Annotated in this window: 19 protein-coding genes and 1 pseudogene; 12 read left to right on the top strand and 8 right to left on the bottom strand. The window is 64.6% G+C overall.

What is annotated here, in order from left to right; all coding sequences use genetic code 11:
* Nucleotides 1–5: 5 nt before the first annotated feature.
* From ACHMW7_RS03475 to ACHMW7_RS03465, 3 genes and pseudogenes are all read left to right on the top strand, one after another.
* A complete protein-coding gene (locus ACHMW7_RS03475) occupies nucleotides 6–1,067 on the top strand; it encodes an ABC transporter ATP-binding protein (protein WP_395448984.1) in 1,062 nt (353 codons plus the stop codon).
* Between the two features lie 13 nt (nucleotides 1,068–1,080).
* Entirely contained in the window at nucleotides 1,081–2,403 is a 1,323-nt protein-coding gene (locus ACHMW7_RS03470; protein WP_395448983.1) for an amidohydrolase family protein, read from the top strand.
* 45 nt (nucleotides 2,404–2,448) lie between these two features.
* Nucleotides 2,449–3,859: pseudogene (locus tag ACHMW7_RS03465) on the top strand (M20/M25/M40 family metallo-hydrolase).
* Between the two features lie 160 nt (nucleotides 3,860–4,019).
* On the opposite strand, the gene ACHMW7_RS03460 reads toward ACHMW7_RS03465, so the two are convergent.
* Complete coding sequence (locus ACHMW7_RS03460) at nucleotides 4,020–5,894, bottom strand: adenine deaminase (protein ID WP_395448982.1); 1,875 nt, start codon at nucleotides 5,892–5,894, stop codon at nucleotides 4,020–4,022.
* Between the two features lie 203 nt (nucleotides 5,895–6,097).
* Here ACHMW7_RS03460 and ACHMW7_RS03455 point away from each other — a divergent pair, with 203 nt between their 5' ends.
* The gene (locus ACHMW7_RS03455) at nucleotides 6,098–7,021 is read left to right on the top strand and encodes a nucleoside hydrolase (protein WP_395448981.1); all 924 of its coding nucleotides are present in this window, start codon (nucleotides 6,098–6,100) and stop codon (nucleotides 7,019–7,021) included.
* A gap of 248 nt (nucleotides 7,022–7,269) precedes the next feature.
* Here ACHMW7_RS03455 and ACHMW7_RS03450 read toward each other — a convergent pair whose 3' ends face one another.
* The gene (locus tag ACHMW7_RS03450) at nucleotides 7,270–8,451 is read right to left on the bottom strand and encodes a M20 aminoacylase family protein (protein ID WP_395448980.1); all 1,182 of its coding nucleotides are present in this window, start codon (nucleotides 8,449–8,451) and stop codon (nucleotides 7,270–7,272) included.
* A 90-nt stretch (nucleotides 8,452–8,541) separates the two neighbouring features.
* Here ACHMW7_RS03450 and ACHMW7_RS03445 point away from each other — a divergent pair, with 90 nt between their 5' ends.
* The gene (locus tag ACHMW7_RS03445) at nucleotides 8,542–9,243 is read left to right on the top strand and encodes a phosphoribosyltransferase (protein WP_395448979.1); all 702 of its coding nucleotides are present in this window, start codon (nucleotides 8,542–8,544) and stop codon (nucleotides 9,241–9,243) included.
* Nucleotides 9,244–9,261: 18 nt separating this feature from the next.
* On the opposite strand, the gene msrA is transcribed toward ACHMW7_RS03445, so the two are convergent.
* A complete protein-coding gene (gene msrA, locus ACHMW7_RS03440; RefSeq protein WP_395448978.1) occupies nucleotides 9,262–10,005 on the bottom strand; it encodes a peptide-methionine (S)-S-oxide reductase MsrA in 744 nt (247 codons plus the stop codon).
* A gap of 332 nt (nucleotides 10,006–10,337) precedes the next feature.
* Here msrA and ACHMW7_RS03435 point away from each other — a divergent pair, with 332 nt between their 5' ends.
* From ACHMW7_RS03435 to ACHMW7_RS03410, 6 genes are read left to right on the top strand one after another with little or no spacing between them, the layout of a single operon-like run.
* Entirely contained in the window at nucleotides 10,338–10,751 is a 414-nt protein-coding gene (locus ACHMW7_RS03435) for a Rid family hydrolase (protein ID WP_395448977.1), read from the top strand.
* On the top strand, nucleotides 10,748–11,968 hold the full coding sequence (locus tag ACHMW7_RS03430; RefSeq protein ID WP_395448976.1) for a pyridoxal phosphate-dependent aminotransferase: 1,221 nt from the start codon (nucleotides 10,748–10,750) through the stop codon (nucleotides 11,966–11,968). Before ACHMW7_RS03435 ends, ACHMW7_RS03430 begins: the two co-directional genes overlap by 4 nt.
* On the top strand, nucleotides 11,965–12,756 hold the full coding sequence (locus ACHMW7_RS03425) for an ABC transporter ATP-binding protein (protein WP_395448975.1): 792 nt from the start codon (nucleotides 11,965–11,967) through the stop codon (nucleotides 12,754–12,756). The genes ACHMW7_RS03430 and ACHMW7_RS03425 overlap by 4 nt, the downstream gene beginning before the upstream one ends.
* Nucleotides 12,753–13,481 carry an ABC transporter ATP-binding protein gene (locus tag ACHMW7_RS03420; RefSeq protein WP_395448974.1) on the top strand — a complete coding sequence of 243 codons (729 nt, stop codon included), beginning with the start codon at nucleotides 12,753–12,755 and terminating at the stop codon, nucleotides 13,479–13,481. Before ACHMW7_RS03425 ends, ACHMW7_RS03420 begins: the two co-directional genes overlap by 4 nt.
* The gene (locus ACHMW7_RS03415; protein WP_395448973.1) at nucleotides 13,478–14,380 is read left to right on the top strand and encodes a branched-chain amino acid ABC transporter permease; all 903 of its coding nucleotides are present in this window, start codon (nucleotides 13,478–13,480) and stop codon (nucleotides 14,378–14,380) included. The genes ACHMW7_RS03420 and ACHMW7_RS03415 overlap by 4 nt, the downstream gene beginning before the upstream one ends.
* Nucleotides 14,381–14,387: 7 nt before the next feature.
* Nucleotides 14,388–15,332 (top strand): branched-chain amino acid ABC transporter permease, encoded by a 945-nt coding sequence (locus tag ACHMW7_RS03410; protein WP_395448972.1) that lies wholly within the window; start codon nucleotides 14,388–14,390, stop codon nucleotides 15,330–15,332.
* 39 nt (nucleotides 15,333–15,371) lie between these two features.
* On the opposite strand, the gene ACHMW7_RS03405 is transcribed toward ACHMW7_RS03410, so the two are convergent.
* The 5 genes from ACHMW7_RS03405 to ACHMW7_RS03385 all read right to left on the bottom strand — a co-directional run bounded on the left by ACHMW7_RS03405 (nucleotide 15,372) and on the right by ACHMW7_RS03385 (nucleotide 22,095).
* A complete protein-coding gene (locus ACHMW7_RS03405; protein ID WP_395448971.1) occupies nucleotides 15,372–16,070 on the bottom strand; it encodes a GntR family transcriptional regulator in 699 nt (232 codons plus the stop codon).
* Between the two features lie 107 nt (nucleotides 16,071–16,177).
* Nucleotides 16,178–17,143, bottom strand: coding sequence for an ornithine cyclodeaminase family protein (locus ACHMW7_RS03400; protein ID WP_395448970.1), 966 nt, complete (start codon nucleotides 17,141–17,143; stop codon nucleotides 16,178–16,180).
* 50 nt (nucleotides 17,144–17,193) lie between these two features.
* A complete protein-coding gene (locus tag ACHMW7_RS03395) occupies nucleotides 17,194–18,498 on the bottom strand; it encodes an NAD(P)/FAD-dependent oxidoreductase (RefSeq protein ID WP_395448969.1) in 1,305 nt (434 codons plus the stop codon).
* Nucleotides 18,495–20,792 (bottom strand): molybdopterin guanine dinucleotide-containing S/N-oxide reductase, encoded by a 2,298-nt coding sequence (locus tag ACHMW7_RS03390; protein WP_395448968.1) that lies wholly within the window; start codon nucleotides 20,790–20,792, stop codon nucleotides 18,495–18,497. Before ACHMW7_RS03390 ends, ACHMW7_RS03395 begins: the two co-directional genes overlap by 4 nt.
* A 28-nt stretch (nucleotides 20,793–20,820) precedes the next feature.
* Entirely contained in the window at nucleotides 20,821–22,095 is a 1,275-nt protein-coding gene (locus ACHMW7_RS03385) for an ABC transporter substrate-binding protein (RefSeq protein ID WP_395448967.1), read from the bottom strand.
* A 545-nt stretch (nucleotides 22,096–22,640) separates the two neighbouring features.
* Between ACHMW7_RS03385 and ACHMW7_RS03380 the strand changes: the two genes are divergently transcribed.
* Nucleotides 22,641–23,432, top strand: a complete 792-nt coding sequence (locus ACHMW7_RS03380; protein WP_395448966.1) for a cyclase family protein — start codon at nucleotides 22,641–22,643, stop codon at nucleotides 23,430–23,432.
* The last annotated feature ends 171 nt before the right edge of the window (nucleotides 23,433–23,603 follow it).

Raw genomic sequence — 23,603 nt, 5'->3', positions numbered from 1 at the left:
ACCTCATGACCCAGTCACTTACAGTCCAGAATCTCACCGCCCACTACGGCGCCACCAAGGTGCTGGAGGACCTGTCGCTGTCGGTCGGCAAAGGCGAGCTCGTCTCGCTGCTCGGCGCCTCGGGCTGCGGCAAGACAACGACCCTGCGCCTCATCGCCGGCTTCCTCGAACCGACCTCCGGCTCGATCCGGCTCGGCGACAAGGACCTGACCAGGCTGCCGGCCTACAAGCGCGACATCGGCCTGGTGTTCCAGAATTATGCGCTGTTCCCGCACCTCAGCGTGCTCGACAATGTCGCCTTCGGCCTCAAGCAGCGCGGCGTTGCCTCAGCCGAGCGCGACAAGCGCGCCAAAGCGATGCTGGAGCGTGTCGGCCTGTCGCCACTCGCCGACCGTCTTCCCGGTGCGTTGTCGGGCGGCCAGAAGCAACGTGTCGCGCTCGCCCGTGCGCTGGTCATCGAGCCGCCGCTTTTGATGTTCGACGAGCCGCTGTCCAATCTCGACGCCAAGCTGCGTGTCGACATGCGCGTCGAGATCCGCCAGCTGCAGCGTGCCAACGGCACAACCTCGGTCTACGTCACCCACGACCAGGAAGAGGCGTTCTCGATCTCCGACCGGGTCGCGATCATGAATGCCGGCCGCATCATGCAGTTCGACACACCCGAGATGCTGTACCAGCGCCCGGCCAATGCCTTTGTCGCCCGTTTCGTCGGCTTCGAGAACCTTGTGCCGATGACGGTGTCGGCGCGCGACGGCGAAACCGTCACCGCAACGACATCAGACGGTTCGCAGCTCAAGCTGTCGCAGGAGCGTTTCGGCGCGATCCCCGATGCGTTTGTGCTTGCCGCACGTGCCGACGGCCTGTCGGTCTCGACCGACGCCAAGGCCGAGGGCATTCCGGCGACGCTCGGCCTGCGCACCTATCTCGGCCGCGCCTACCAGTATCAGAGCGAAACGGCCGCGGGTCAGCTGATCGCCAACGGCTCGCTGTCGGCGCCGCTGGAGCCGGGCGCGCAGGCCAAGCTGGTGCCGGTGCCCGACCAGTGCTGCGTGCTGAAGCCGGAATGAACTGAGGACTGCAATGTCCATTCTGATTGCCAACGCCACCATTCTCCCCTGCACGGAGGACATGCCGGTCATCGACAAGGGCTGGGTCCATGTCGAGGGCGAGGTCATCAAGGCTGTCGGCGCGGGCGAGGCGCCTGAAATCGGCGGCGCGGAAATGATCGATGCCGGGGGCGACATTGTCATGCCCGGTATGGTCAACCCACATTGCCACATGGCGATGACGCTGTTCCGCGGCCTCGGCGAGGACGTCGACGACCGGCTCTACCGCTACATCTTGCCCTTGGAGCGCAAGTTCGTGCGGCCCGAGGCGGTGCGCACCGGCACGGCACTTGCGGCACTTGAGTTGATCGAGGGCGGCGTCACGTCGGTTGCCGACATGTATTACTTCGAGACCGAGGTTGCGCGGGTCGTCGCCCAGGCCGGCATCCGCGGCGTGCTCGGCCAGACCATCGCCGACTTCGATCCGCCGGATCACAAGTCGGTGGACGAAGGCTTCGCGCTGACCGAGGCGCTGGTCGCGGAGTTCGCCGGCCATGCGCGTGTCACGCCGTCGATCGCCCCGCATGCGCCCTATTCCACCGGCATAGCAACGATGGAGCGCATCGCGCGCTGGGCGGACGACCATTCAGACGTGCCGGTCCAGATGCATCTCGCCGAAAGCGATGCCGAGATGGAGTGGGCGCAAAAGACCCACGGCATGCGCCCGGTCGAGGTGGTCGAGAAGGCCGGCCTTCTGCGCAAGGGCCTGATCTGCGCGCACTGCCTGCATGTCGACGCATCAGACATCGAGCGCATGGTCCATGCCCAGGTTTGCGTCGCCCACAATGCGCGGTCGAACGGCAAGGCGGGGCGCGGCATCGCCCCCGTTGAGGTGATGCGCAAGGCCGGCATTCCTGTTGGCATCTCGACCGACGGCGCAATGAGCGGCAATACGCTCGACCTGTTTTCGCAGTTCGCGCCGGTTTCGATGTTCCAGAAGCTGCTCGGCCACAGCCGCAAGCCGATGGCTTCAGTCGAAGTCGTGCGCATGGCCACCCGCGACGGTGCCAAGGTACTCGGGCTCGATGCCAAGCTCGGCTCGCTCGAACCGGGCAAGCAAGCCGATCTCATCCGCGTCAGCCTGGCGTCGCCGCGCCAGCAGCCGATCTACGACATCTATTCGACGCTGGTGTTCGCCACGATGCCGACCGACGTGCGCGATGTCATGGTGGGCGGCGACTGGCTGATGCGCGGCCGCGAGGTGCTGAGCCTCGAACGCAAGAAGGTGCTGCGCGACGCATTGCAGGTGGCGCAGAGTTTCAAGGCCGAGATGGCCCGCATCGATGCTGTGGGCTGATCAGCTCCGGGCGAGTGTCCGGGTAGTACAGGGAAGGACAAAGTCATGAACAGGTCTGAAGCTTCGGCACGCCTCCAGGAGGTGCTCGCCAATGTCGACGCCAACATCGACGGCAGCCTGGAGCGTCTGTTCGACCTGATCCGTATCCCCTCCGTCTCGACCGATCCGGCACATGTCACCGACTGCAAGCGCGCCGCCGAATGGCTGACCAAGGAGCTCGGTGAACTCGGCTTCGACGCTTCGGTGCGCCCGACCGCGCGACATCCCATGGTGGTCGGCCACGATCGCACGGGGCAGGGGCCGCACGTCCTGTTCTACGGCCACTACGACGTCCAGCCGGTCGATCCGTTGGCCCTGTGGCACTCCGATCCGTTCGAGCCGAAGCTGGTACCGCAGCCCGACGGCGAGACCCATATCGTTGCCCGCGGCGCATCCGACGACAAGGGCCAGCTGTTGACCTTCGTCGAGGCGTGCCGCGCCTGGAAGGCCGTCACCGGCAGCCTGCCGATCCAGGTGTCGGTGTTGTTTGAAGGCGAAGAAGAGATTTCGAGCCCGAGCCTGCCACCCTTCCTCGACACGACGGGCGCCGAGCTCAAGGCCGATGTCGTGCTCGTCTGCGACACTGACATGTGGGACGCCGAGACGCCCGCCGTCACCACCATGCTGCGCGGCGTGCTGAAGGAGGAGATCGTCATCTCCTGCGCCAACCGCGACCTGCATTCGGGCATCTACGGCAATGCCGCGCGCAACCCGCTGCAGGTATTGTCCGACATCGTCTCCAGCCTGCGCACGCCTGACGGCGGCGTCGCCGTCGCCGGCTTCTATGACGGCGTCACCGAACTGCCCGACGCCATCAAGGCGCAATGGCAGCGCCTGCCTTTCGACGACAAGGGCTTTCTGGGCGACATCGGCCTCTCGATTCCCGCCGGCGAAAACGGCCGCACCGTGCTCGAGCAGGTCTGGGCGCGCCCGAGCTGCGAGATCCACGGCATCATCGGCGGCTACACAGAAGAGGGCTTCAAGACCGTCATCCCGGCCAAGGCGCAGTCCAAGATCTCGTTCCGTCTCGTCGCCGGCCAGGACCCGGCGAAGATCCGCGAGGCGTTCCATGCCCATGTCCGCGCCCGCATCCCCGCCGACTGCTCGGTCGAATTCATCGACCATGGCGCCAGTGCCGCGACCGTCATGCCGATCGACGGCGATTTTCTCGACCAAGGCGCTCAGTGCGCTGACCGAGGAGTGGGCGCGAGAGGCGGCAGTGGCCGGCAGTGGCGGCTCGATCCCGATCGTTTCCGCCTTCAAGGAAAAGCTCGGCATGGATTCGCTGCTGATCGGCTTCGCCCGTTTCGACAACCGCATCCACAGCCCGAACGAAAAGTACGACCTCTCCAGCTTCCGGAAGGGCATCCGCTCCTGGGCGCGGATTCTCGCGGCGTTTGCCGAAGACAAGGGCTGAACGCCACCACGCGTCATCCGGCAAGCCGGAGCGGAGCGAAGGCTATCAGGATACTTGGCTGACGGATCAACCGTCGCGTCCGGGTGAGAACCCGGCCGCGCTGATCAACAGGTCCCGGGTCTCGCCGTGCTCGCCCGGGACGAGGGCAACGGCCTTGCCCTCACCACACCACCTTGTGACTGGCGCCTGTCTGCACGTTGACGAAACCCTGAGGCACCGCATCCGTCGGCGCCACCAGCACCCAGCGCCATGGGGCGCAGGTCAGCGTGGCGAACTGCAGCCGCTCGGGAAAACCAGGGAACCAGCGCGGCGAGAATGTCGGCTCGTAGAGCCAGTCGATCTTGTTGGCCTCGGCGTAAAGCTTTTCCATCTCGGCATCGAGTGCCTCTGCTGGCCGGTTGGTCATCAGGCCGCCGACCTCGTAGTGCACGTCGGCGACCACCTTGCCGCCTGATACCAGCGCCCAGCCGCCCTGGTTTTCCGAGATGCGGTTGACCACCTCGGCCATCGCGGCGTCAGACGAGCCGACGACCCAGATGTTGTGCTGGTCGTGCGCCACCGTGCAGCCCACCGCGGTATCGGGCGTCTTCGGCCCGCAGCCAAGCCAGAACATCCTGGCGACGCGGCCCTTGCCCGAATAGCGGTCGACGACGGCGAATTTGGTGATGTTGCGGTCGGTGTCGCGCTGTACCGCGCCATCGGCCACTGGAAGTTCGGTGGTGATAAAGTTGTCGTCCCAATGGAACGGGCGCAGCAGTGCCGCCTGCATCGTTTCGCGGCCCGGCTCGGCTGATATGGCAAAGTCATCGGCGGTGAGCTCGCGGCCGACATTGACCGTCTTGGTCGCCCAGTCGGGCCAGTCGATATCAGGCAAATGGCCGGTGAAGGTCTTGCCCTCGGAGACCTGCTGGCCGTCGGCCCAGACTTCCGAAATCGACACGGTCGCTGTCTTGTCGAGCAGCACCATGTCGGCGAAGCGGCCGGGCGCGATGGAGCCGACGAACGGCGTCAGCCGCATATGCCGTGCCGGGTTGATCGATACGCACTGATAGGCGATCTCGGGCGCCAGCCCACTTTCGATGGCGAGGCGGACATTGTGGTCGGTCGCCCCCATCTTGAGCGTGTCGGAGGCGCTGCGGTCGTCGGTGGCGAAGGCCACCTGGCTCCAGTCGCGCAGGCCGCGCTCAATCAGGCCCTTGATGATATCGGGCATCGAATGCGGGCGGATCTCGATGAAGATGCCGCGTCGGAGCTTGTCCCATGCCTCTTCCGGCGTCCAGGCCTCGTGGTCGGATGACAGGCCCGCGGCCGCGAAGGCATTGATGGAGGGCAGGTCGCGCAGACCTGAACCATGGCCCTCGACCACGCCGCGCTTCTCGAATGTCGCCTGGATCATGCCCCAGAGGCGACCGTGGGACGGGTTCTCGGGGTTCCATACGGCCGGCCAGTCCATCACCTCGTCGAGGCCGGCGACCATCGCACTTTCGCCGAGGAAGCCGATCTGCTCGGCATAGCCGAAATGGCCGCCGCCACCCTCATAGGCGGTGGGCGGCACGGCCGAACCGGGCAATGGAAAGATCTTCATCGGCGAGCCGGCGCGGCGCGCGGTCAGCCAGAATTCGAGATTGTTGGGGCCGTTGACGTTGGAGAATTCGTGGCTCGCCTCGCAGGTCCAGGTGTTACCGCGCGGCATGACCAGTGCTGCCTCATGCTCGGGTGTCAGATGCGAGCTTTCGATGTGTTTGTGCACTTCGCCGAAGCCGGGCACTGCGGCCAGATGGGTGCGGTCGATGGTCTCGCGCGCCGTGCCCGGGAAGCTGCCGGCAGGGCCGACATAAGCGATGCGCCGGCCGCGGATTGCCACCTCGCAATCGTCCATCCAGGTGCCGGTATGCACGTCGAGCACGCGGCCAAGCTGGACGAGACGATCGGCCTGGCGTTTGCCGAGCGCTACCAGCACAAGGTCCTGCCTGATCAGGATTTCGTCGGCGGGTTCGATGAGGAGGTCGGCGGGCCGGCGCGTCGTATCGGTCAATGTCGTAAACTCGTATCGATGTCTGGGGCAAGCATTACAGCTTGATTCACCTGACCCGAAAATGGGAAGCGATGCCAGACTTGATTTGGTCGCGCATGGTTTTTGGATCGAGGTCGATTTGGCAACTGATGCGCAATTTTGCAGGGGCGGAGCGTGCTTTGCGTCCAGGTGGACGCGGCGCCCGCGAAACGAAAGGTCGCGCCATGAAGCAGAACTCCACCCGCAAGGTGATCATCGACACTGATCCCGGCATCGACGATGCGGTGGCGATCCTGCTCACATTGAAGTCGGCGGAATTCGACGTCATAGGCATCACCACCGTTGCCGGCAATATCGGCATCGCCACCACCACGCGCAACGCCGGCCGTATCCTCGCGCTTGAAGGCCGCATCGATGTGCCGGTCATTGCGGGTGCCGCAGGACCATTGTCGCGCAAGGGCTTCGACACTGCCGACATCCACGGCAATGACGGCCTCGGCGGCGTCGCCTTCCCCGATCCGCTGGCAAAGCCTCTTGCTGGCGATGCCGTGATCTGGCTGCGCGATACACTCGAAGCTGCGGAAGCCGGCGCGATCGATATCCTGGCGCTTGGCCCGCTCACCAACATCGCCCGGCTTGTCCAGGAACATCCGGACGCTGCCCGGCGCATCGGCCGCGTCATTGCCATGGGTGGCGCGGTTTATGAACCGGGCAACATCGGCCCGCGTGCGGAGTTCAACATCGCCGCCGATCCCGAAGCCGCCGAGATCGTCTTCGCCGCCGGGCTCGACATGACGCTGATCCCGCTTGACGTCACCCGCAAGGTGCGCGCCACCCGCGACGACACCGCCATGCTACAACAGACCGGCGTGCCGGCCGCGGTGGCGTCGGGCGCGCTGATCGACGCCTATTTCCAGTCGACGACGGGGGGCGAGAGCCGGCCGCTGCACGACCCCTGCGTCATGCTGCTGGCGCTCGACGAGGCACTGTTCGGCTGCGAGACGCTGAAGCTTGCGGTCGACACGGGCACGACCGGCGACGCTGGCGCTTTGACAGTTTCGGAAGATGGGGCTGCGGTTTCGGTGGCGCTGAAGGTCGAGAGCACCACGGTGCTGAAGCTGCTCTATGACAGGCTGACGGCGGAGTAGGGCTTCGTAGCAGAAGGGAAGGCCCCTTCTCCGTCACGGCTTCGCCGTGCCACCCTCCCACTTTGTGGAGGCGAGGAACCCGCGTTCTGCGAGGTCGCACCCTGCGAGATTAGCGTTTCCTCTCCTTCACAAGGTGGGGAGAGGTGGCACGGCGAAGCCGTGACGATGAAGGGGCATCTCTGGCACCGAGACCGTCGCTTTCCTAACCGATCCTCTGAACTTGGCTCCCTACCGGGATGACGGCGCGCCTACGCCGCCGCCAGTTCCTGCTCGACCAGCGTCGTCCAGAACTTCACCCCGCTCGCCAGCGCCTCGTCGTTGAAGTCGTAGCGGCTGTTGTGGTGCAGGGCGCCATCGACGGCGGGGCCGTTGCCGAGCCAGACATAGGCGCCCGGCACCTCCTGGGAGAACATGGCGAAGTCGTCGCCGGCGGTCGATGGCGGGAATTCGGTCATCACCTTGTCGACGCCGAGTGCCGCCTGCGCCGCCGCCAGCGCCCGGCGCGTCGCGTCCCTGTCGTTGACCACTGGAGGCATCTGCCTGAAGTAGCGGTATTCCGCCTCGATGCCGTAAAGCCGCGCCGAACCTTCGGCCAGCGCGCCGATTTCTTCTTCCAACTGGTCGCGCACGGCGGCCGAATAGGCGCGTGACGTGCCGCCGATCTTGACCAGGTCGGGGATGACGTTGAGTGCTTCGAAGCTGCCCGCTTCCATCGCGCAGGCGCTGACCACCGCCGGCTGCAGCGGGTCGACCCGGCGCGCGACGATGGTGTGGAGTGCGGTCAGGAACTGGCCGGCTGCCGTCATCGCGTCGCGGCCGAGATGCGGCTTGGCGCCATGGGTGCCGATGCCCTTGAACGTGACGGTCCAGCGGTCGGACGAGGCGAGCTGCGGCCCTGAAACCACGGCCATGCTGTCGGCCGCGATGCCGGGCATGTTGTGCAGGCCATAGACGGCATCGACTGGGAACTGCTCGAAGAAGCCGTCCGCGATCATCGCCTTGGCGCCGCCACGGCCTTCCTCGGCGGGCTGGAAGATGAAATGCACCGTGCCGGAAAAATTCTTGCGGCGGGCCAGCTCACGCGCCGCACCCAGCAGCATCACCGTGTGGCCGTCATGGCCGCAGGCGTGCATCTTGCCTGATACGGTCGATTTGTAGGCGCGATCCTCGGCCATTTCAGGCATGGCGAGCGCGTCCATGTCGGCGCGCAGTGCGATGCGTCGCGATCCCTCGCCGAGCTTCAGCGTCCCGACGACCCCGGTCTTGCCGAGGCCGGTGTGTATTTCGATGCCGGCCTCCGCCAGCATCGTCTGGACGATGCCTGATGTCCTGACTTCTTCGAAGCCCAGCTCGGGATGGGCGTGGATGTCGCGGCGCAGCGCCGTCAGCATCTCGATTTCGCCCTTGTCGTGCCCGGCCGTCAATGTCATCACGCAAACTCCGTTCGGCCCAGTTCCGCAATCTCAGGCGCCCAGGGCCATCGGCGCCGCATGTCCCCTTCTGCAACAGAAAGGCCCGTTGTGCCACTCGCTCCGCATCAATTCTGGCAGACAGTGTATCCCGCGGGCACGTTCGACGCCGCACCCGTGGATGGCTTCAGCGACCTCTATCCGGCATCGCTGCCCGACGGGCGCCAGATCGCGCTGCCCGTCCGCATCTTGCCGGGTGATGGCAGCCGGGCGGTGGCCTCGATCATCGTCAACCAGGCAAGCTTTGCGGTCGAGGATGCGCTGTCGGATGCCATGGCCTTGCATGCGGAAGCCTATCGTCCGGAGGTCGTCATCGGCGTGCCGACGCTCGGCTTGCCGCTCGCCAATGGCGTGGCGCGGCGTCTCGGCCATGAGCGCATGGTGGCGCTCGGGACGTCCAGAAAATTCTGGTACAGCGACGAGCTGTCCGAGCCGATGAGCTCGATCACCAGCCCCGAGCATGCCAAGCGGCTCTATGTCGATCCCCGCATGCTGCCGCTGCTGGAGGGTAGGCGGGTGCTTGTCGTCGACGATGTCATCAGCTCCGGTACCTCGATGCTGGCTGTGTTGAAATTGCTTGAAAAGGCAGGCATCCGGCCCGTGGCGGCAGTCTTCGCCATGCTGCAGGGCGATGTCTGGCGCACGGCCATAGGCGAACAAAATGCATCGCTGATACCGCATATCCACGGCGCTATCCGGTCGCCGCGCCTGGGTCTCGGACATGATGGCGGCTGGCGGCCGATAGCTAGCTGAGTCTGGCTGCGTTCCTGATCAATTGGACGCCTTGGCTTCAGAGACCAGCACCGGGTCGCTGCGATAGCGATCCGGGAACAGGCGCTTGAGGTTCTCGATCTTCGGCAGGTCGTTGTAGACGATGTAGGGGTAGGTCGGGTTCAGCGTCAGGAAATCCTGATGATAGTCCTCGGCCTTGTAGAAGGCGTGGCCGGGCTCGATCTTGGTGGCGATGGCCGCGTCGTAGACCTTGGCCTTGTCGAGCTGGGCGATGTAGGCCTTGGCGACCTTCGCCTGCTCGGCATCGGTCGGGAAGACGGCCGAGCGGTACTGCGTGCCGGTATCGGGGCCTTGGCGGTTGAGCTCGGTCGGGTCGTGGGCGACCGAGAAGTAGATCTGCAGGATCCGGCCATAGCTGATTTTTTGTGGGTTGAAGGTGATCTTGACCGACTCGGCATGGCCGGTCGAGCCGGTGCCGACGGTCTTGTATTCCGCTGTCTGCTTGTCGCCGCCGGCATAGCCCGAGACGGCATCCTTGACGCCTTCGACGTGCTGGAACACGCCCTGCACGCCCCAGAAGCAGCCGCCCGCCAGCACTGCCACTTCCGTGCTGCCTTGTGCCGGTTCGTCGAGTACCGGAGCCGGAATCTTTAGCCCTTCCTGGGCCGCGCTTGGCGCTGCGGCAAAAGCCCAAGCGCCGGCCGCAGCAATTGCCGCTGAAAGCCAGAATGCCGGGCGGTGTCTGGCGGCGACCTGTTTTGCTTTCGAAAGTGCGTTGATCATCAGATTTCTCCAGCTCGTGGTCGCGTCCTTGAAAGACGCATTGGCGGCTCGGCTATGCCGGACAATGTCCACCAGCACAGGATACGGTGGCCGGTGCGGTTTTGTTACGGCGCATGGATCGCCTCACGCGCAAGTGACCGCGCAGCGCCGCTCACCAGATTCCGCAACCGCAGTGGTTTGGATCTCCGGGCGCCAGCGTTGTGCGCCCCGGGCTTGCCTCAGCCATCGACGCCAAAATGCAAAGGCCGCCTCCGGGAGGTTGATCTCTTCCCAAACTTGCTATAACCACACTGATGGTTTGATCAAATGAGCGTAGAAATTCGAGGCGCCCGATGACGAGAAAAGCGATCTACTCCGGCTCTCCGTTCGAGGAGCTTGCGGGCTATTCACGGGCGCTTGTCGATGGCGACTGGATCTTCGTTTCGGGCACAGCAGGGCATGATCCGGCCATTGGCGGTTTCGCGCCCGAGGCCGAAGCCCAGGCGCGTCGGTCATTGGACATCATCGCCGGAGCCCTGGCTGCAGCCGGCTCCAGCTTGCGCGATATCGTTTCGGTGCGTGTCTATCTCGCCAGCCGCGACGACGTCATGGCCGTCTCGCGCGTGCTCGGCGCGACCTTCGCCGACCCGCGCCCGACCAACACGACCATCATCTGCGGTTTCCCCGTCGAAGAGATCAAGGTCGAGATCGAAGTGATCGCGCGCCGGCAGGTCGGCGCTGCGGTAAATGCCAAGGTGGAAAAATGAAGCGGGTTGCGCGGCGTATCTCGGAGACGCCACAGAAGTCATTCGGCATGTATCAGAAGGCCGCGGCACTTGCCGGTAGCGGCCGCGACCTTATCCATCTGGAGCTCGGGCGACCCTCCGCTGACACGCCCGACCACATCAAGCAGGCGACGATCGCAGCACTGCTCGCCGGCGACGTCCATTACAGCGACCTCAAGGGAACCGCCAGCTTCCGAGCCGCACTGGCTGAAAAGCTGCGCAACCAGAACGGCATGGACGTGACACCAGCGGACATCCTGGTCACCAACGGCCTGACGCATGCCTCCTTCGCAGCTTTCCTGGCGCTGCTCGATCCGGGCGACGAGGCGATCCTGCTCGACCCGTTCTACCCCCAGCATATCGGCAAGATCGAACTGGCCGGCGCTAGGCCAGTGTTCGTGACGCTCGATGCAGCCGACGACTTCGCGCTCAAGCCCGAGCGCATCGAAGCCGCCATCACCGAGCGCACCCGAATGATCGTGCTGGTCAATCCGGTCAACCCGACCGGTCGTGTCTATTCGCGCGCCGAACTCGAGGGCCTTGCCGAACTGGCGATCAGGCGCGACCTCATCATTGTTTCCGACGAGGTCTATGAAGACATGGTCTATGACGGCCATGCGCACATCTCCATCGCGTCGCTGCCCGGCATGGCCGAGCGCACCATCACCGCCTTTGCATTCACCAAATCCTTTGCCATGGATGGCTGGCGTCTCGGCTACATGGTCGCGCCGGCCTGGGCCATGCCCGGACTGCTCAAGATCACCGCCAATGACGCCACCCACGTCAATACATTTATCCAGGCCGGTGGTCGTGCCGCTATCACCGGCCCCTCTGACGTCCTTGCCGAACTGGTCGAGCATGATCGCGAGAAGCGTGATCTCGTCGTCCGCCGCCTGAACCAGATGCCAGGTGTCAAATGCCCGTCGCCGCAGGGTGCGATCTATGCCTTCCCGGACATCTCGGCCTTCGGCATTCCGTCACAGACGCTTGCGGAAAAGATACTCGACGAGGCAGATGTGGTCGTCGAAGCCGGCAGCTTCTACGGCCAGTCAGGCGAGGGTCACCTTCGCGTCTGCTTCGGCTCCGAGAGCCTGGAGCGGCTCGACGAAGGCATGGACCGGTTGTCGAGGTTCTTCAACAATCTGTGGGATGGGCGCGACGGCGCGTCGACCTCCGAAGCCAAGCGAGGCAGTGCATGACGCAGACCGGCGACGTCATCCTGCAGACTCGCGGCCTCTCCAGGAGCTTTGGCGCTCTCAAGGCCGTCGACGGTGTCGACATATCAGTCAGGGCAGGCCAAATCACCGGCCTGATCGGTCCCAATGGCGCGGGCAAGAGCACGCTGTTCGGCCTCATTGCCGGCGAAGTCCAGCCAAGTGCTGGCGAAGTGATCTTCGCCGGCCAGCGCATCTCGGGCCGCAGGCCCGACAAAATCTTCCGTGCCGGCCTGGCGCGCACCTTCCAGATCCCGCGGCCGTTTCCTCAGATGTCGGTGCTCGAAAACGTCATGTTGTCGGCTGTCGACCAGTCGGGCGAAAAATTCTGGAACAACTGGTTCCGCAGCGGGCTGGTGGGCGTTGAAGAGCGTCGCGCCCGCGAACGGGCGATGGAGGTGCTTGCCTTCACTGGCCTTGCCGACAAGGCGCGCGACCTTGCCGGCGTGCTCTCCGGTGGCCAGCAGAAATTGCTCGAACTTGCGCGCGTCATGATGGTCGATCCGCCGCTGATCCTGCTCGACGAGCCGACGGCGGGCGTCAACCCGACCCTCATCGAAACCCTGATCGACAAGATCGTTGCGCTCAACGAGCGCGGCGTCGCCTTCCTTATCGTCGAGCACAACATGGACATGGTGATGCGCATCTGCCGCCACATCGTGGTGATGGCGCAAGGCAAGGTGATCTTCGAAGGCGATCCTGCCGGCGTGATGAAGGAGCAGCGCGTCGTCGATGCCTATCTCGGCGACGTGACAGTGGGAGAACTGGCATGAACGCGCCCGTTTGCGAGGCGCGCAACCTGCGCGCCAGTTACATCCCCGGCATGCCGATCGTCTTCGACATCTCGGTTACCATCGATGCCGGCGAACTGGTCACTCTCATCGGCCCCAACGGCGCCGGCAAGTCGACCTTCCTCAAGGCGTTGGCCGGTCTCGTGCTGGTCGAGGGCGGCGAGGTCAGGCTTGGTGGCCAGCGTATCTCCGGACTGCCGACGCACGAGATCATCGCCGCAGGAGTCGGTTTCGTGCCGCAGACCAGCAACGTCTTTTCCTCGCTATCGATCGAGGACAATCTGATCAGCGGTGGCCACACCTTGCCCCGCGCCGTGCTGCGCCAGCGCGTCCAACGGGCTTTCGAGCATTTCCCCGCACTGGCCGAGCGCCGGCGCGCCGCGGCCAATGTGCTGTCGGGCGGCCAGAGGCAGATGCTGGCGGTGGCGCGCGCGCTGATGACCGATCCGCGCGTCATCATGCTCGACGAGCCGACGGCCGGCCTCGCCCCCAAGATCGTGCACGAAGTACTCGATGATTTGCGTCGCCTCGCCAAGAGCGGTGTGGCGGTACTCATGGTCGAGCAGAACGCCAAGGCAGCACTTCGGGTTTCCGACCGCGCCTATGTCCTGGTCGAAGGGCGCAACCACATGACCGGGGCGGCGACCGACCTGCTCGACAACGACGCCATTGCCGAAGCATTTCTGGGCTTCCGGAGGAAATCATGATCGGACAAGCCATCGCCGACGGTCTGCTGACCGGCGGCATCCTCGCGCTCGGGGCCATCGGCTATTCGCTGTGCTCGCACATGCTGAAATTCGCCGACTTCGCCCATGCCGAAATGCTGACCTGGGGCGCTTATCTGGCCTTTGCCGTGGTGGCTTTCCTGCCCGCCGGCCCCGCAATCGGCCCCTTCTCCTTCGGCTGGCCGCTGCTTGTCGCCATTGTCGTTGCCTGCATCGGCACCGGGCTGATCGCCATTGCCGCCGATGGCCTGGTGTTCAGCAAGCTCAGGAAGCGCCGCGCCGGCAGCCTGACGCTGGTTTTTGCCAGCTTCGGCATCGCCCTGATCCTGCGCAATCTGGTGCTGTTCGTCTGGGGCGCGGACGCGCATTACTACAGCCAGGAACTGCAGATCTCGCTCGAGATCCTGCCCAATGTCCGCCTGATGCCCGACCAGGTCCTGGTGCTCATCCTGACCGTGGTGCTGGTGGTGGCGCTGCATCTGTTCCTGAAATTCAGCCGCATCGGCGTTGCCATGCGCTCGATGGCCGAGAACCCGGCGCTGTCGCAGGTCTGCGGCATCGACATCGCCAAGGTGGTGCGCTGGACCTGGATGCTCAGTGGCGCGCTTGCGGCCATTGCCGGCGTGTTTGCCGGGCTCACGGTCCAGATCCGCCCCGAGATGGGCTTCAACATGCTGTTGGCGCTATTCACGGCGGCGATCCTCGGCGGCACCGGCAGCCTGTTTGGCGCCGTCGCCGGCGGCCTGATCGTCGGTCTCGCCGAAAGCCTGTCGGCGCTGGTCATCCCCACCGGCTACAAGGCGGCGGTGCCCTTCGGCCTGCTGCTCGTCATCCTCTACCTCAGGCCGCAGGGCCTCTTCTCCAGGTCGGCACGCGTGTGAGGCTCAGATGATCGGATTTGTTTCGTATCTCGTATTCTTCTTCACCGTCGCGCTCATCCTGGGCATTGCGACGCTGGGGCTGAACCTGCAATGGGGCGGCACCGGCCTGTTCAACGCCGGCATCGTCGGCTTCTACGCCATCGGCGCCTACACCTTCGCCATCCTGACGGCGCCGGCGCGGCCAGAACTGCTCGGCAATTTCGAGCTGCCCTGGATCGTCGGGCTGATAGGCGCCATGGCGGCCGCCGCCTTGGCCGCGCTCGTCACCGGCCTGGCGACGGTCCGGCTGCGCGGCGACTATCTCGCCGTCGCGACCTTCGGCATCGCCGTCACCATCCAGCTCGTCGCCACCAACTTTGAGGCGCTGACCGGCGGAACGATGGGTATCGCCTCGATCCCCAACCCGTTTCGCGGGTTGTTTGCGACCCCGCTCGCCAACAATCTCGGCTATCTCGCCGTCATCGTGGTGATCCTGGCCATCGCCTATCTGGCGCTCGAACGCATCGCGCGTTCGCCGTGGGGACGGGTTCTCAAGGCGATCCGCGAAGACGAGGTCGCAGCCGAGACGCTGGGCAAGAACACGCGCAGCTTCCGCCTCCAGGCCTTTGTCATCGGCTCGACGCTGATGGGCCTTGCTGGCGCGCTTTATGCCAGCTTCATCGGTTTTGTCAGCCCGTTCGACTTCCTGCCGATCCTCACCTTCCAGATCTGGACGATGCTGATCATCGGCGGCAGCGGCAACAATCGCGGCGCCATCCTGGGTGCGATCGTCGTCTGGGGCATCTGGAGTGCCATCGGCGCGGCTTCGTCGAAGATGCTGCCCGAGCAGTACCAGATCTATGGCGGCGCGGCTCAGGCCATGATCATCGGCCTGGCGCTGGTGCTGGTGCTGCTGTTGCGTCCGCGCGGCCTGATCGGCGAGCAGCCAGTCACATCAAGGCACGCCGCCTGAGCGGCATGCCTAGGCGGGCCGGCGGATGCGCCTGCCCGTTCAGGGCTTCTCGACCATTTCCTTGCACAGGCGGCGCAGCAGGGCCTGGGTCGTCTCGATGTCGCCCTTGATCGCCTTGGCGGCAGTGCGGGCATCGCCGGCATCCATCGCCGCGATCAGGTCGCGGTGATGCGAGCTTGGCTGGTATTTGCCGGAGACAAGCACCGGCTCGATGTGGCCCGACAGCATGCGCATATAGGGTCCGAAGCGCAGCCAAAGGCTCTGGATGAACTGCGTGATGACAGGCGAGCCGCAACAGTCGTAGACGGCGAAATGCAGCTCCTGGTTCCGCGCCAGCATCTCCTCGAGATTCCTGTCGTTGGCCGCTGCCTCGTGCTCCTCGACAAGATGCCGGAAGGCCTTGCGGTCGGCAGGCGTCGAGCGCTCGGTCGCAAGCTTGGTGGCAAGCGTTTCGAGCGCGATGCGCGTCAGGCACAAATCGTCCAGTGCCGCCAGGCTGACGGTCGGCACCTGCGCCGAGCCGGTGGTCAGAACCACCAGCGCGTTCTCAGCGATCAGGCGGCGCAGCGCCTCGCGCACCGGCATGTGGCTGGTCTTGAACGTGTCGGACAGCATCGCGATGGTCAGCGTCTGGCCGGGGTCGAAATGGCCCGACATCAGCGCCTTGCGCAGCTGGCGATAGATACCGTCCTGGATCGTCGAGCGCGACGAAACAGGCTCCAGGAAATCGACGCTCATCCAGCTTCCTCTTTTGATCAAACGATGCATGTGCACATAGCATAGAAATCGCGCCGCGCGGTATCAAGCCGGCACGACGCGCCTGAGGTGATTGCCTGTGGCGGGCTCTACCAATCGACCTTCTGGCCGAGGCCTTTGTCGATGGCGTTGTTGACGGCGCGGATTGCTGCTGCAGCATCTTCGACGGCGATGCCGAGCGACTTGAACACGGTCAGCTCGGTGAGCGATGTCCGGCCAGGACGCAGGCCAGCCAGCACTTCGCCGAGTTCGGCGCGGGCATGGTCGGGGCCGATGACGCCACGTTCGAGCGGCTGCAGCAACTCGCCGCACTCGACGGCCGCCTGGCTGCGCGAATCGACGAAGAAGGCTGACGCGGCAACGATGTCATCGCCAAGCTCGCGCGCGGTGCGGTTGCTCGAGCCGACGGCGTTTATGTGGCAGCCTGGCTTCAGCCAACCGAGCTCGACGATAGGCTCCTTCGAACCAGTCAGCGTGCAGACGACGTCGGCATCTGCGACGGCTGCTTGCGCGCTATCGGCAATTTCCGCCCCGGTCTCTCTCGACAAGTCCGCAAGCTTGTCGGCCGAGCGGCCCCACAGGATGAAGCGCGCGCCAGGGAGGACATGGCGCAGCGCCGCGATATGCGTCGCGGCCTGCGTTCCCGTGCCGAGGATGGCGATTGTCTTGGCGTTTGGCCGGGCCAGCGCCGCAGTCGCCACGGCCGAGGTGGCGGCAGTACGACGCGCGGTGATTTCGGTAGCATCGAGCACGGCGAGAAGCTGGCCGGTTGCACCGTCGTTCAGGAGCACCGCGCCCTGGTGGTTGTCGAGGCCGCGTTTGTGGTTGTCGTGCGCGACGAGCACGTCCTTGAGGCACCAGAGCTTCTCGCCGCCGACATGGGAAAATGTCGGCATCAGCCCCATCAGCACTTCTCCGGGGCCGGCATTAAGCTGATGGCGCGGAAACAGTACGTATCTGCCATGGGCAAAATCCGAAAGGGCCTCGCGCATGGCGTCGATGCAATCGGCCATGGGCAGCGCCTCGGCAACGGCTTGCTGGTTGAGGATGAGCATGAACTTCGGCTCCTTTGTCGGCGCGCACGATAGGGTCCTGTCGCGGCGGATCACAATCCCTGGCGCCGGTCCTGCCATCTGGCCTGCGCGATGGCAACCGAAGGGGCAGCGGCGGCGAAACTGCGGAACGGCAGGGCGCGCGGTGAGGCCTGGGGGATTGGCAATGCGTCGAGCGGCGCGCCCGACGCGACGTCGGCCAATACTTCGCCGAGCATCGCCGTCAAGGCGATGCCACGGCCGTTGCAGCCGATGCCACCGATGAAGCGCGGCCCGAACTCATAGACATGCGGCAGGAAGTCGGTGGTCATGGCGGCGGTGCCGCGCCAGATGCTTTCGATGACAGGCAGGCACTGCAGGCCAAGCTCGGCCTGCAGGCGCCCGGCGATCATCCTGGCCATGCGCGGTTCGGCACCCACCGGCAACATCGACATGCCGCCGCTGATCAGCCGGTTGTTCCGGTCGAGTCTGAAGGTGAAGAGGTTGGCGCGTGTGTCGGCGACCGGGTTTCGGTCAGGCGAAATGCGCCGCGCGGTGGCAGTATCGAGCGGCGCGGTGGCGATCTGGTAGACGCGCAGCGGCACGACGATTCGGCCGAGACGACGGGCAACGCCCTGATCCGAGGCATTGGTGCACAGCAAGACCGTATCAGCGTCGATCGTGCTTTTTCCGCTGGTCAGCCGCCAGCCATTGCCCGACCGCTCAACGGCCTGGACAGCTGCGCCCTCGTGGATCACGGCACCGGCATTCATGGCCGCGCCTGCCAGCCCGTAGGCGTAGTTGAGTGGATGCAACGTGCCGCCGCTGTCGTCGATGAGGGCGCCGGCGTTATGCCTGAGGCTGGCGCGGCGGCGCGCCTCTGTAGCGTCGAGCATACGCACCGGGCGACCCAGCGCCCGCCAGGCTTCCGCCCGGCGTTCGAGGATGCCGAGCATCTTTTCCGAATGCGCCACATGCATCCAGCCGACCTGTTCGGCATCGCAGGCAATGCCGTTTTCACGGATGGTCGCATAGACACGATCGGCGCCTTTGCCGATCATTTCGAGCAGCCTGTGGCCGCGTTCTCCGCCAAGCTTGCCAACAACCGCCGTCGGGTCGGCCTTGGCGAAATTGGGCACCACGAAGCCGGCGTTGAGCCCGCTCGCGCCGCTGCCGATTGTTTCGGCCTCCAATATGGTGACGCGGGCGCCACGTCGGACAAGATGCAGAGCTGCGGTCAGTCCGGTGAAACCGGCACCGATGATGGCGACGTCGACCTTGCTTGCGTTGAGCAAGGGTTGGGTATCGGGTGCCGGATTGGCGGTTTGCCACCACACCGTGCGCATGTGCTGGTGGGCCGCGGTCTGTGCGGTGGTCATGACATCTCGAATTCTGGCAGGCAAAACGCGGTGACGGGAGGAACCGGACCGGCAAAGGCGGCGATCTCGATCAGGCAGGTCTGGGCGCTGCAGCCTTGCGACAGGCCCGACGCCGGCACATCGAGCGTCAGCACATTGGGATTGCCGTGCTTTTCGAGCCCGCTCGCCGGGTCGGGGTCGAACCAGGCGCCGGTGTTGAGCCGCGCCACGCCCGGCATGATGTCGCTGGTGATCGTCACCGCCGCCAGGCAGCGGCCGCGATCGTTGAACAGCTCGACGATCTGGCCTTCGGCGAGGCCACGTTGCGTGGCATCGGCCGCGTTCATGTAGACCAGCTCGCGGCCACCGGATTTGCCGCCGGTGCTATGCGGGCTGGCATCGAGCTGGCTGTGCAGCCGGCGCGCCGGCTGGTCCGTCAAAAGGTGCAGCGGATATTTGGCCACAAGTTCGGCGCCCAGCCATTCGGCCGGCTCGAGCCAGGCCGGGTGACCGGGGCAGTCGTCCAGTTTAAAGTCGGCGATGCGCTGCGAGAAGATTTCGATCTTGCCTGATGGTGTGCCGAGCGGGTTCTTCTCCGGCGCGGCGACAAAATCGGCAAGCATGGTCACCGGGCGGTCGAGCCGGGTCAGGTCGATCAGCCCATCGCGCCAGAATGTCTCGAAGTCGGGCAGGTCGAGCCCTCGCTCGCTGTTGACGACACGGCTTTCGTCATAGAGGCGCGACAGCCAGCCGGCAGCGTCCAGTCCTTCCGAAAATGTCGCGCCGCAGCCCAGCCGCTCGGCCAGTTCGGCGAAGATCGTGTAATCGTCACGCGCCTCGCCGGCAGGCGGCACCGCCTGTTTCATCGCCACGAAAAACGCCTCGCGCGTTGCCGAGCCGATATCGTCGCGCTCCAGTGAAATCGTGGCTGGCAAGACGATGTCGGCGCGCTTGGCGGTTGGCGTCCAATACTGCTCGTTGACGACGACGGTGTCGGGCTTTTGCCACGCTGTGAGCAGGCGGTTGAGGTCCTGGTGGTGATGGAACGGATTGCCGCCAGCCCAGTAGATCAGGTGGATGTCGGGATAGTTCTGGGTCTTGCCGTTGTAGCTGAACGGAGCGCCAGGCTTGAGTAGCATGTCGGCGATGCGGGCAACGGGAATGAAATCCGGCACGCCAGGCTTGAGTTGCGACAGCGTCGGGCCCTTGACCCGCGCATGGACGCTGCCGACGAGATTGGCAGCACCATAGCCAACGCCGAAGCCGCCGCCCGGCGTGCCGATCTGGCCGAGCATCGCCGCCAGCGTCACCACCATCCAGAACGGCTGTTCGCCATGGCAGGCGCGCTGCATCGACCACGACACATTGAGCATCGTGCGCGACCCCGCCATGCGCCGAGCCAGGTCGACGATGGTCGTGGCGGGGATGCCGCTGATCGCTGCGGCCCAGTCAGGCGTCTTGGCAATGCCATCGGCCTCGCCGGTGAGGTAGGGGGCAAAGTTTTCGAAGCCGACACAGCAGCGTTCGAGGAATGTCTTGTCGTGACGCCCTTCGGTGAACAGCACCCAGGCGAGCGCCAGCATCACCGATGTGTCGGTGTTGGGTCGGCAGGCGATCCAGGTCGCCGTATCGGTGACAGCGCCGAAATTATCGCGTACCGGGCCGATGTTGACAAAATGCGTGCCTGCGGCACGCATGCCGGCGAGGCCGGTCGGCACGCCATGCAGCCCGACGCCGCCGGCATTCATCTGGGCATTCTTGACCGGCACGCCACCGAAGGTGACAAACAGCTCGCAATGCTTGGCCAGCATGTCCCACGAATTGTGGCTGGCCATCAGCTCGTCCATGCTCGCCACGATATGCGGCAGCACGACATTGGCAGCACCCAGGCTGTAGGAATCGACATGCCTGACATAACCGCCGGCGGCATTCAGGAATCGATGGACCTGGCTTTGCGCGTGATGAAAGCGGCCGGCACTGGACCAGCCATAGGAACCGCCGAAGATTGACGAATTGCCATAAGTCGAACGCACGCGATCGATCTCGGCCGCGACCAGATCGAGGGCGCGGTCCCATTCGACCTCGACAAAGGGCTCGAGCCCGCGCCGCTCGGGGGCTGAACCCGGGCCCTGTTCCAGCCAGCTTTTGCGAACTGCCGGACGCCGGACCCGGAGCCGATCCAGCGCCGGGTCGAGCTGGTAAAAGCCGATCGGGCTCGGGTCCCGATCGCGCTCGAACGGATTGAGGGCGGGCAGGCCGTTTCCGCGGGGTTCGACCTCATAGGTGCCCCAGTGGGAAAGCGTGTAGTTCGTCATGCCCTGTGGTCCGTGCCCGCCCGAGGGATTAGCCCTCGATTTCCGCGAAGAGCTTCTTCATATCCTCGTTCGAATAGGTCTTGTCGATGATCAGTTCGTCACCCTGGATATGCCAGGACAGGGCTGGGCCGCTGATGTCGCCATAAGCATCGAATTCGATCTCGCCGAGCGAGCCGACGAACTTGATCGGCTTGCCGGCCTTGATCAGTTCCAGCGCCTTCTTGAACTCGGCTGGACCCGTGCCGATGACTTCGCCGTCGGCGGCCTGGGTCTTGCGGACCGCATCGCGGATGGCGGCGCCGGAAAGGTCGGGTGCGATGTTCATGGCAAGGCCGAGGATCATGACGGCGTCATATTCGCTGTAGATGCCGGGACCATCGGAACTCACCCCATAGGCGGCATTGAATGCCTGCTTGAAGGCTTCGATCTCAGGGCCGGCTACCGACGCATTGTCGGTGCCGAAAGCCTTGGTCAGGTACTTGGAGCCCACAGCCTTGACGAAGTCGGGGCTGCGCAAGGCGTTGTTGAGGATCAGCGATTGGGTGCCGCCAAGCGAGATCCATTCGCGGGTGATCGTTGCGCCGTCCTGCGGGAAGGCAACGAGGAACATCGCGTCCGGCTTTTCGGCCAGTGCTGCCGAAACTTCGGCGCGATAGGAGGCCTGGTTCTCGTTGAAGGCGACGGCTTTCACCACTTCGCCACCAAGCTTCTCTGTCGCCTTGGAGAAATCCTTCACCAGGCTCGTGCCGTAGTCGTTGTTGACGTAGATGACTGCGATACGCTTGAAGCCGCGCTCGGCGGCAATCTTGGCCGGCGGATAAGCGAGGTTCTTGACGGTTGGCTGGGTGCGGAAGAAGAAGCCGCCGGTCTTGCCTTCCTGCGCGAGGGTGGTGAGGACCGGGGCGGACGCACAACAGGCGATCTGCGGGATCTGCGAGGGGGCCGCCACCGAAGTCAGGATCGGGATGGTGACGCCGCTGCCGATGCTGGCCGTCAAGGCCTTGACGCCTTCGACGTCGACAAGAAATTTGGCAGCGTCGACGCCGACATTGGGCTGGCCCTGATCGTCGCGCAGCACGAATTCGACCTGGCAGCCCTTGATGCCGCCGCCTTCATTGATGTTGGCGATGGCCAGCTGCGCGCTGTTGGCGATGTTCTTGCCGACAGCGCCCATCGAGCCGGTCAGCGACAGCACGCCGCCGATCTTGACCGGGCAGGCGGCGTCTTCGGCCATTGCCGAAGAGGTGGAAAACGCGGTGGCCGCGAGCAGGCTGGCCAGCATCAGGCCCTTGGTCTTGTTCATCACAGTTCTGTTCCCCTTGTTTGGATGATGGCGGCCGCGTGCTCGTCTCAGGCTTTGGTACCTGTTGGTCAAGTCGTCGCGGCGAGGCTCCTCACTTCCATCATTTGATCATAAGCGCACAAAATTTTCCGGTTGTAAAGCGAGGCTGAAGGGCCTGGAATTGTGGTGGATCGGCGGATAGAAAACTGAAATAGTACTATTTATTCAATAAGTTGATTTATTTGGAGACGCCTTGCATGGTCGCGAGCGACGATAGGAAAATGCATGTTCCGGAATGCGGGTTTTCATCGAATTTGTGCCTCATCGGCAGATTTTCGCCTGCCTGGGGAGGGAGAGCAGCTACGATGTGGCAGTTGGCTCGGGTTGAACCGGCCGCCCATCGGCCAGCCAGAACCGGCTGGAACCATGCATGCGGGAATATCATCGCTTGAAGCATGCCAGTACCATGGCATCTGCGTGAAAATAATATTTGCAAATGCATATGACTTGACTAGGCTGATGTGGAACCTGGCCTTCTGGTCCGGGCAAGGAGGAGGAGAGCCAAGATGAGTGCCAACCAGACGCTGGCGGATTTCGCTTCAGCAATTGCCACCGGTGCGGTCCAGATCGTCGACCTGACGGCGCCGCTTGGGCCGGACACGCCGGTTCTTTACCTGCCGCCGGATTTCGCCAAGAACACGCCGAAGTTCAAGATGCACGAGATCTCGCGCTATGACGCCAACGGGCCGTGGTGGGCGTGGGGCTGGATGGAGCTGGGCGAGCACACCGGCACGCATTTTGATGCCCCTGCGCACTGGATTTCCGGCAAGGATGTCGCCGAGGGCACCACCGACACCGTGTCGCCGCAGTCGTTCGTCGCGCCTTGCGTTGTCATCGATTGCTCCAAGGATGTCGCCGCCAATCCGGATTTCCTGCTGACCGCCGATGGCGTGAAGGCATGGGAGGCCGTGCACGGTCTGATCCCCAGGGGCGCCTGGGTGCTGATGCGCTCGGACTGGTATCCGCGCAACACCTCGACCGAGGCCTTCCTGAACGCTGACGAGAATGGCCCGCATACGCCTGGGCCGAGCGTCGATTGCGTCCGCCTGCTGGTCGAGCGCGGTGTGCTCGGTTTCGGCAACGAATGCGTCGGTACCGATGCCGGCAGTGCCGTTGCGATGGATCCGCCATTCCCGGCACACAGCCTGTTGCTGGAAGTCGGCAGCTATGGGCTGGCCAGCCTGTGCAACCTCGACAAGCTTCCGGCCACCGGTGCCGTTCTGGTCGTCGCCCCGCTCAAGATCGTCGGTGGCACCGGCAGCCCGGTGCGCGCCTTCGCGCTCGCGCCTCGCGCCTGATCATGCGCAGACTGCGGCGGCTCCCACCGCCGCCGTCGCCGCAAGCGGATGGGGCAACCACCGTCGCGGCGTGGGCCGGGTTGCCTTTGGGCGCCCGGCCTTTTCGTCTGATCCCGGCAGGGAAGCTCTGGACGGTCGCCGGATAATCGGCTTCATGGCAATCCGAACAGC

Source organism: Aminobacter sp. UC22_36 (assembly GCF_044056035.1).
GTDB lineage: Bacteria > Pseudomonadota > Alphaproteobacteria > Rhizobiales > Rhizobiaceae > Aminobacter.
This window is presented reverse-complemented; position numbering and strand designations above follow the sequence as displayed.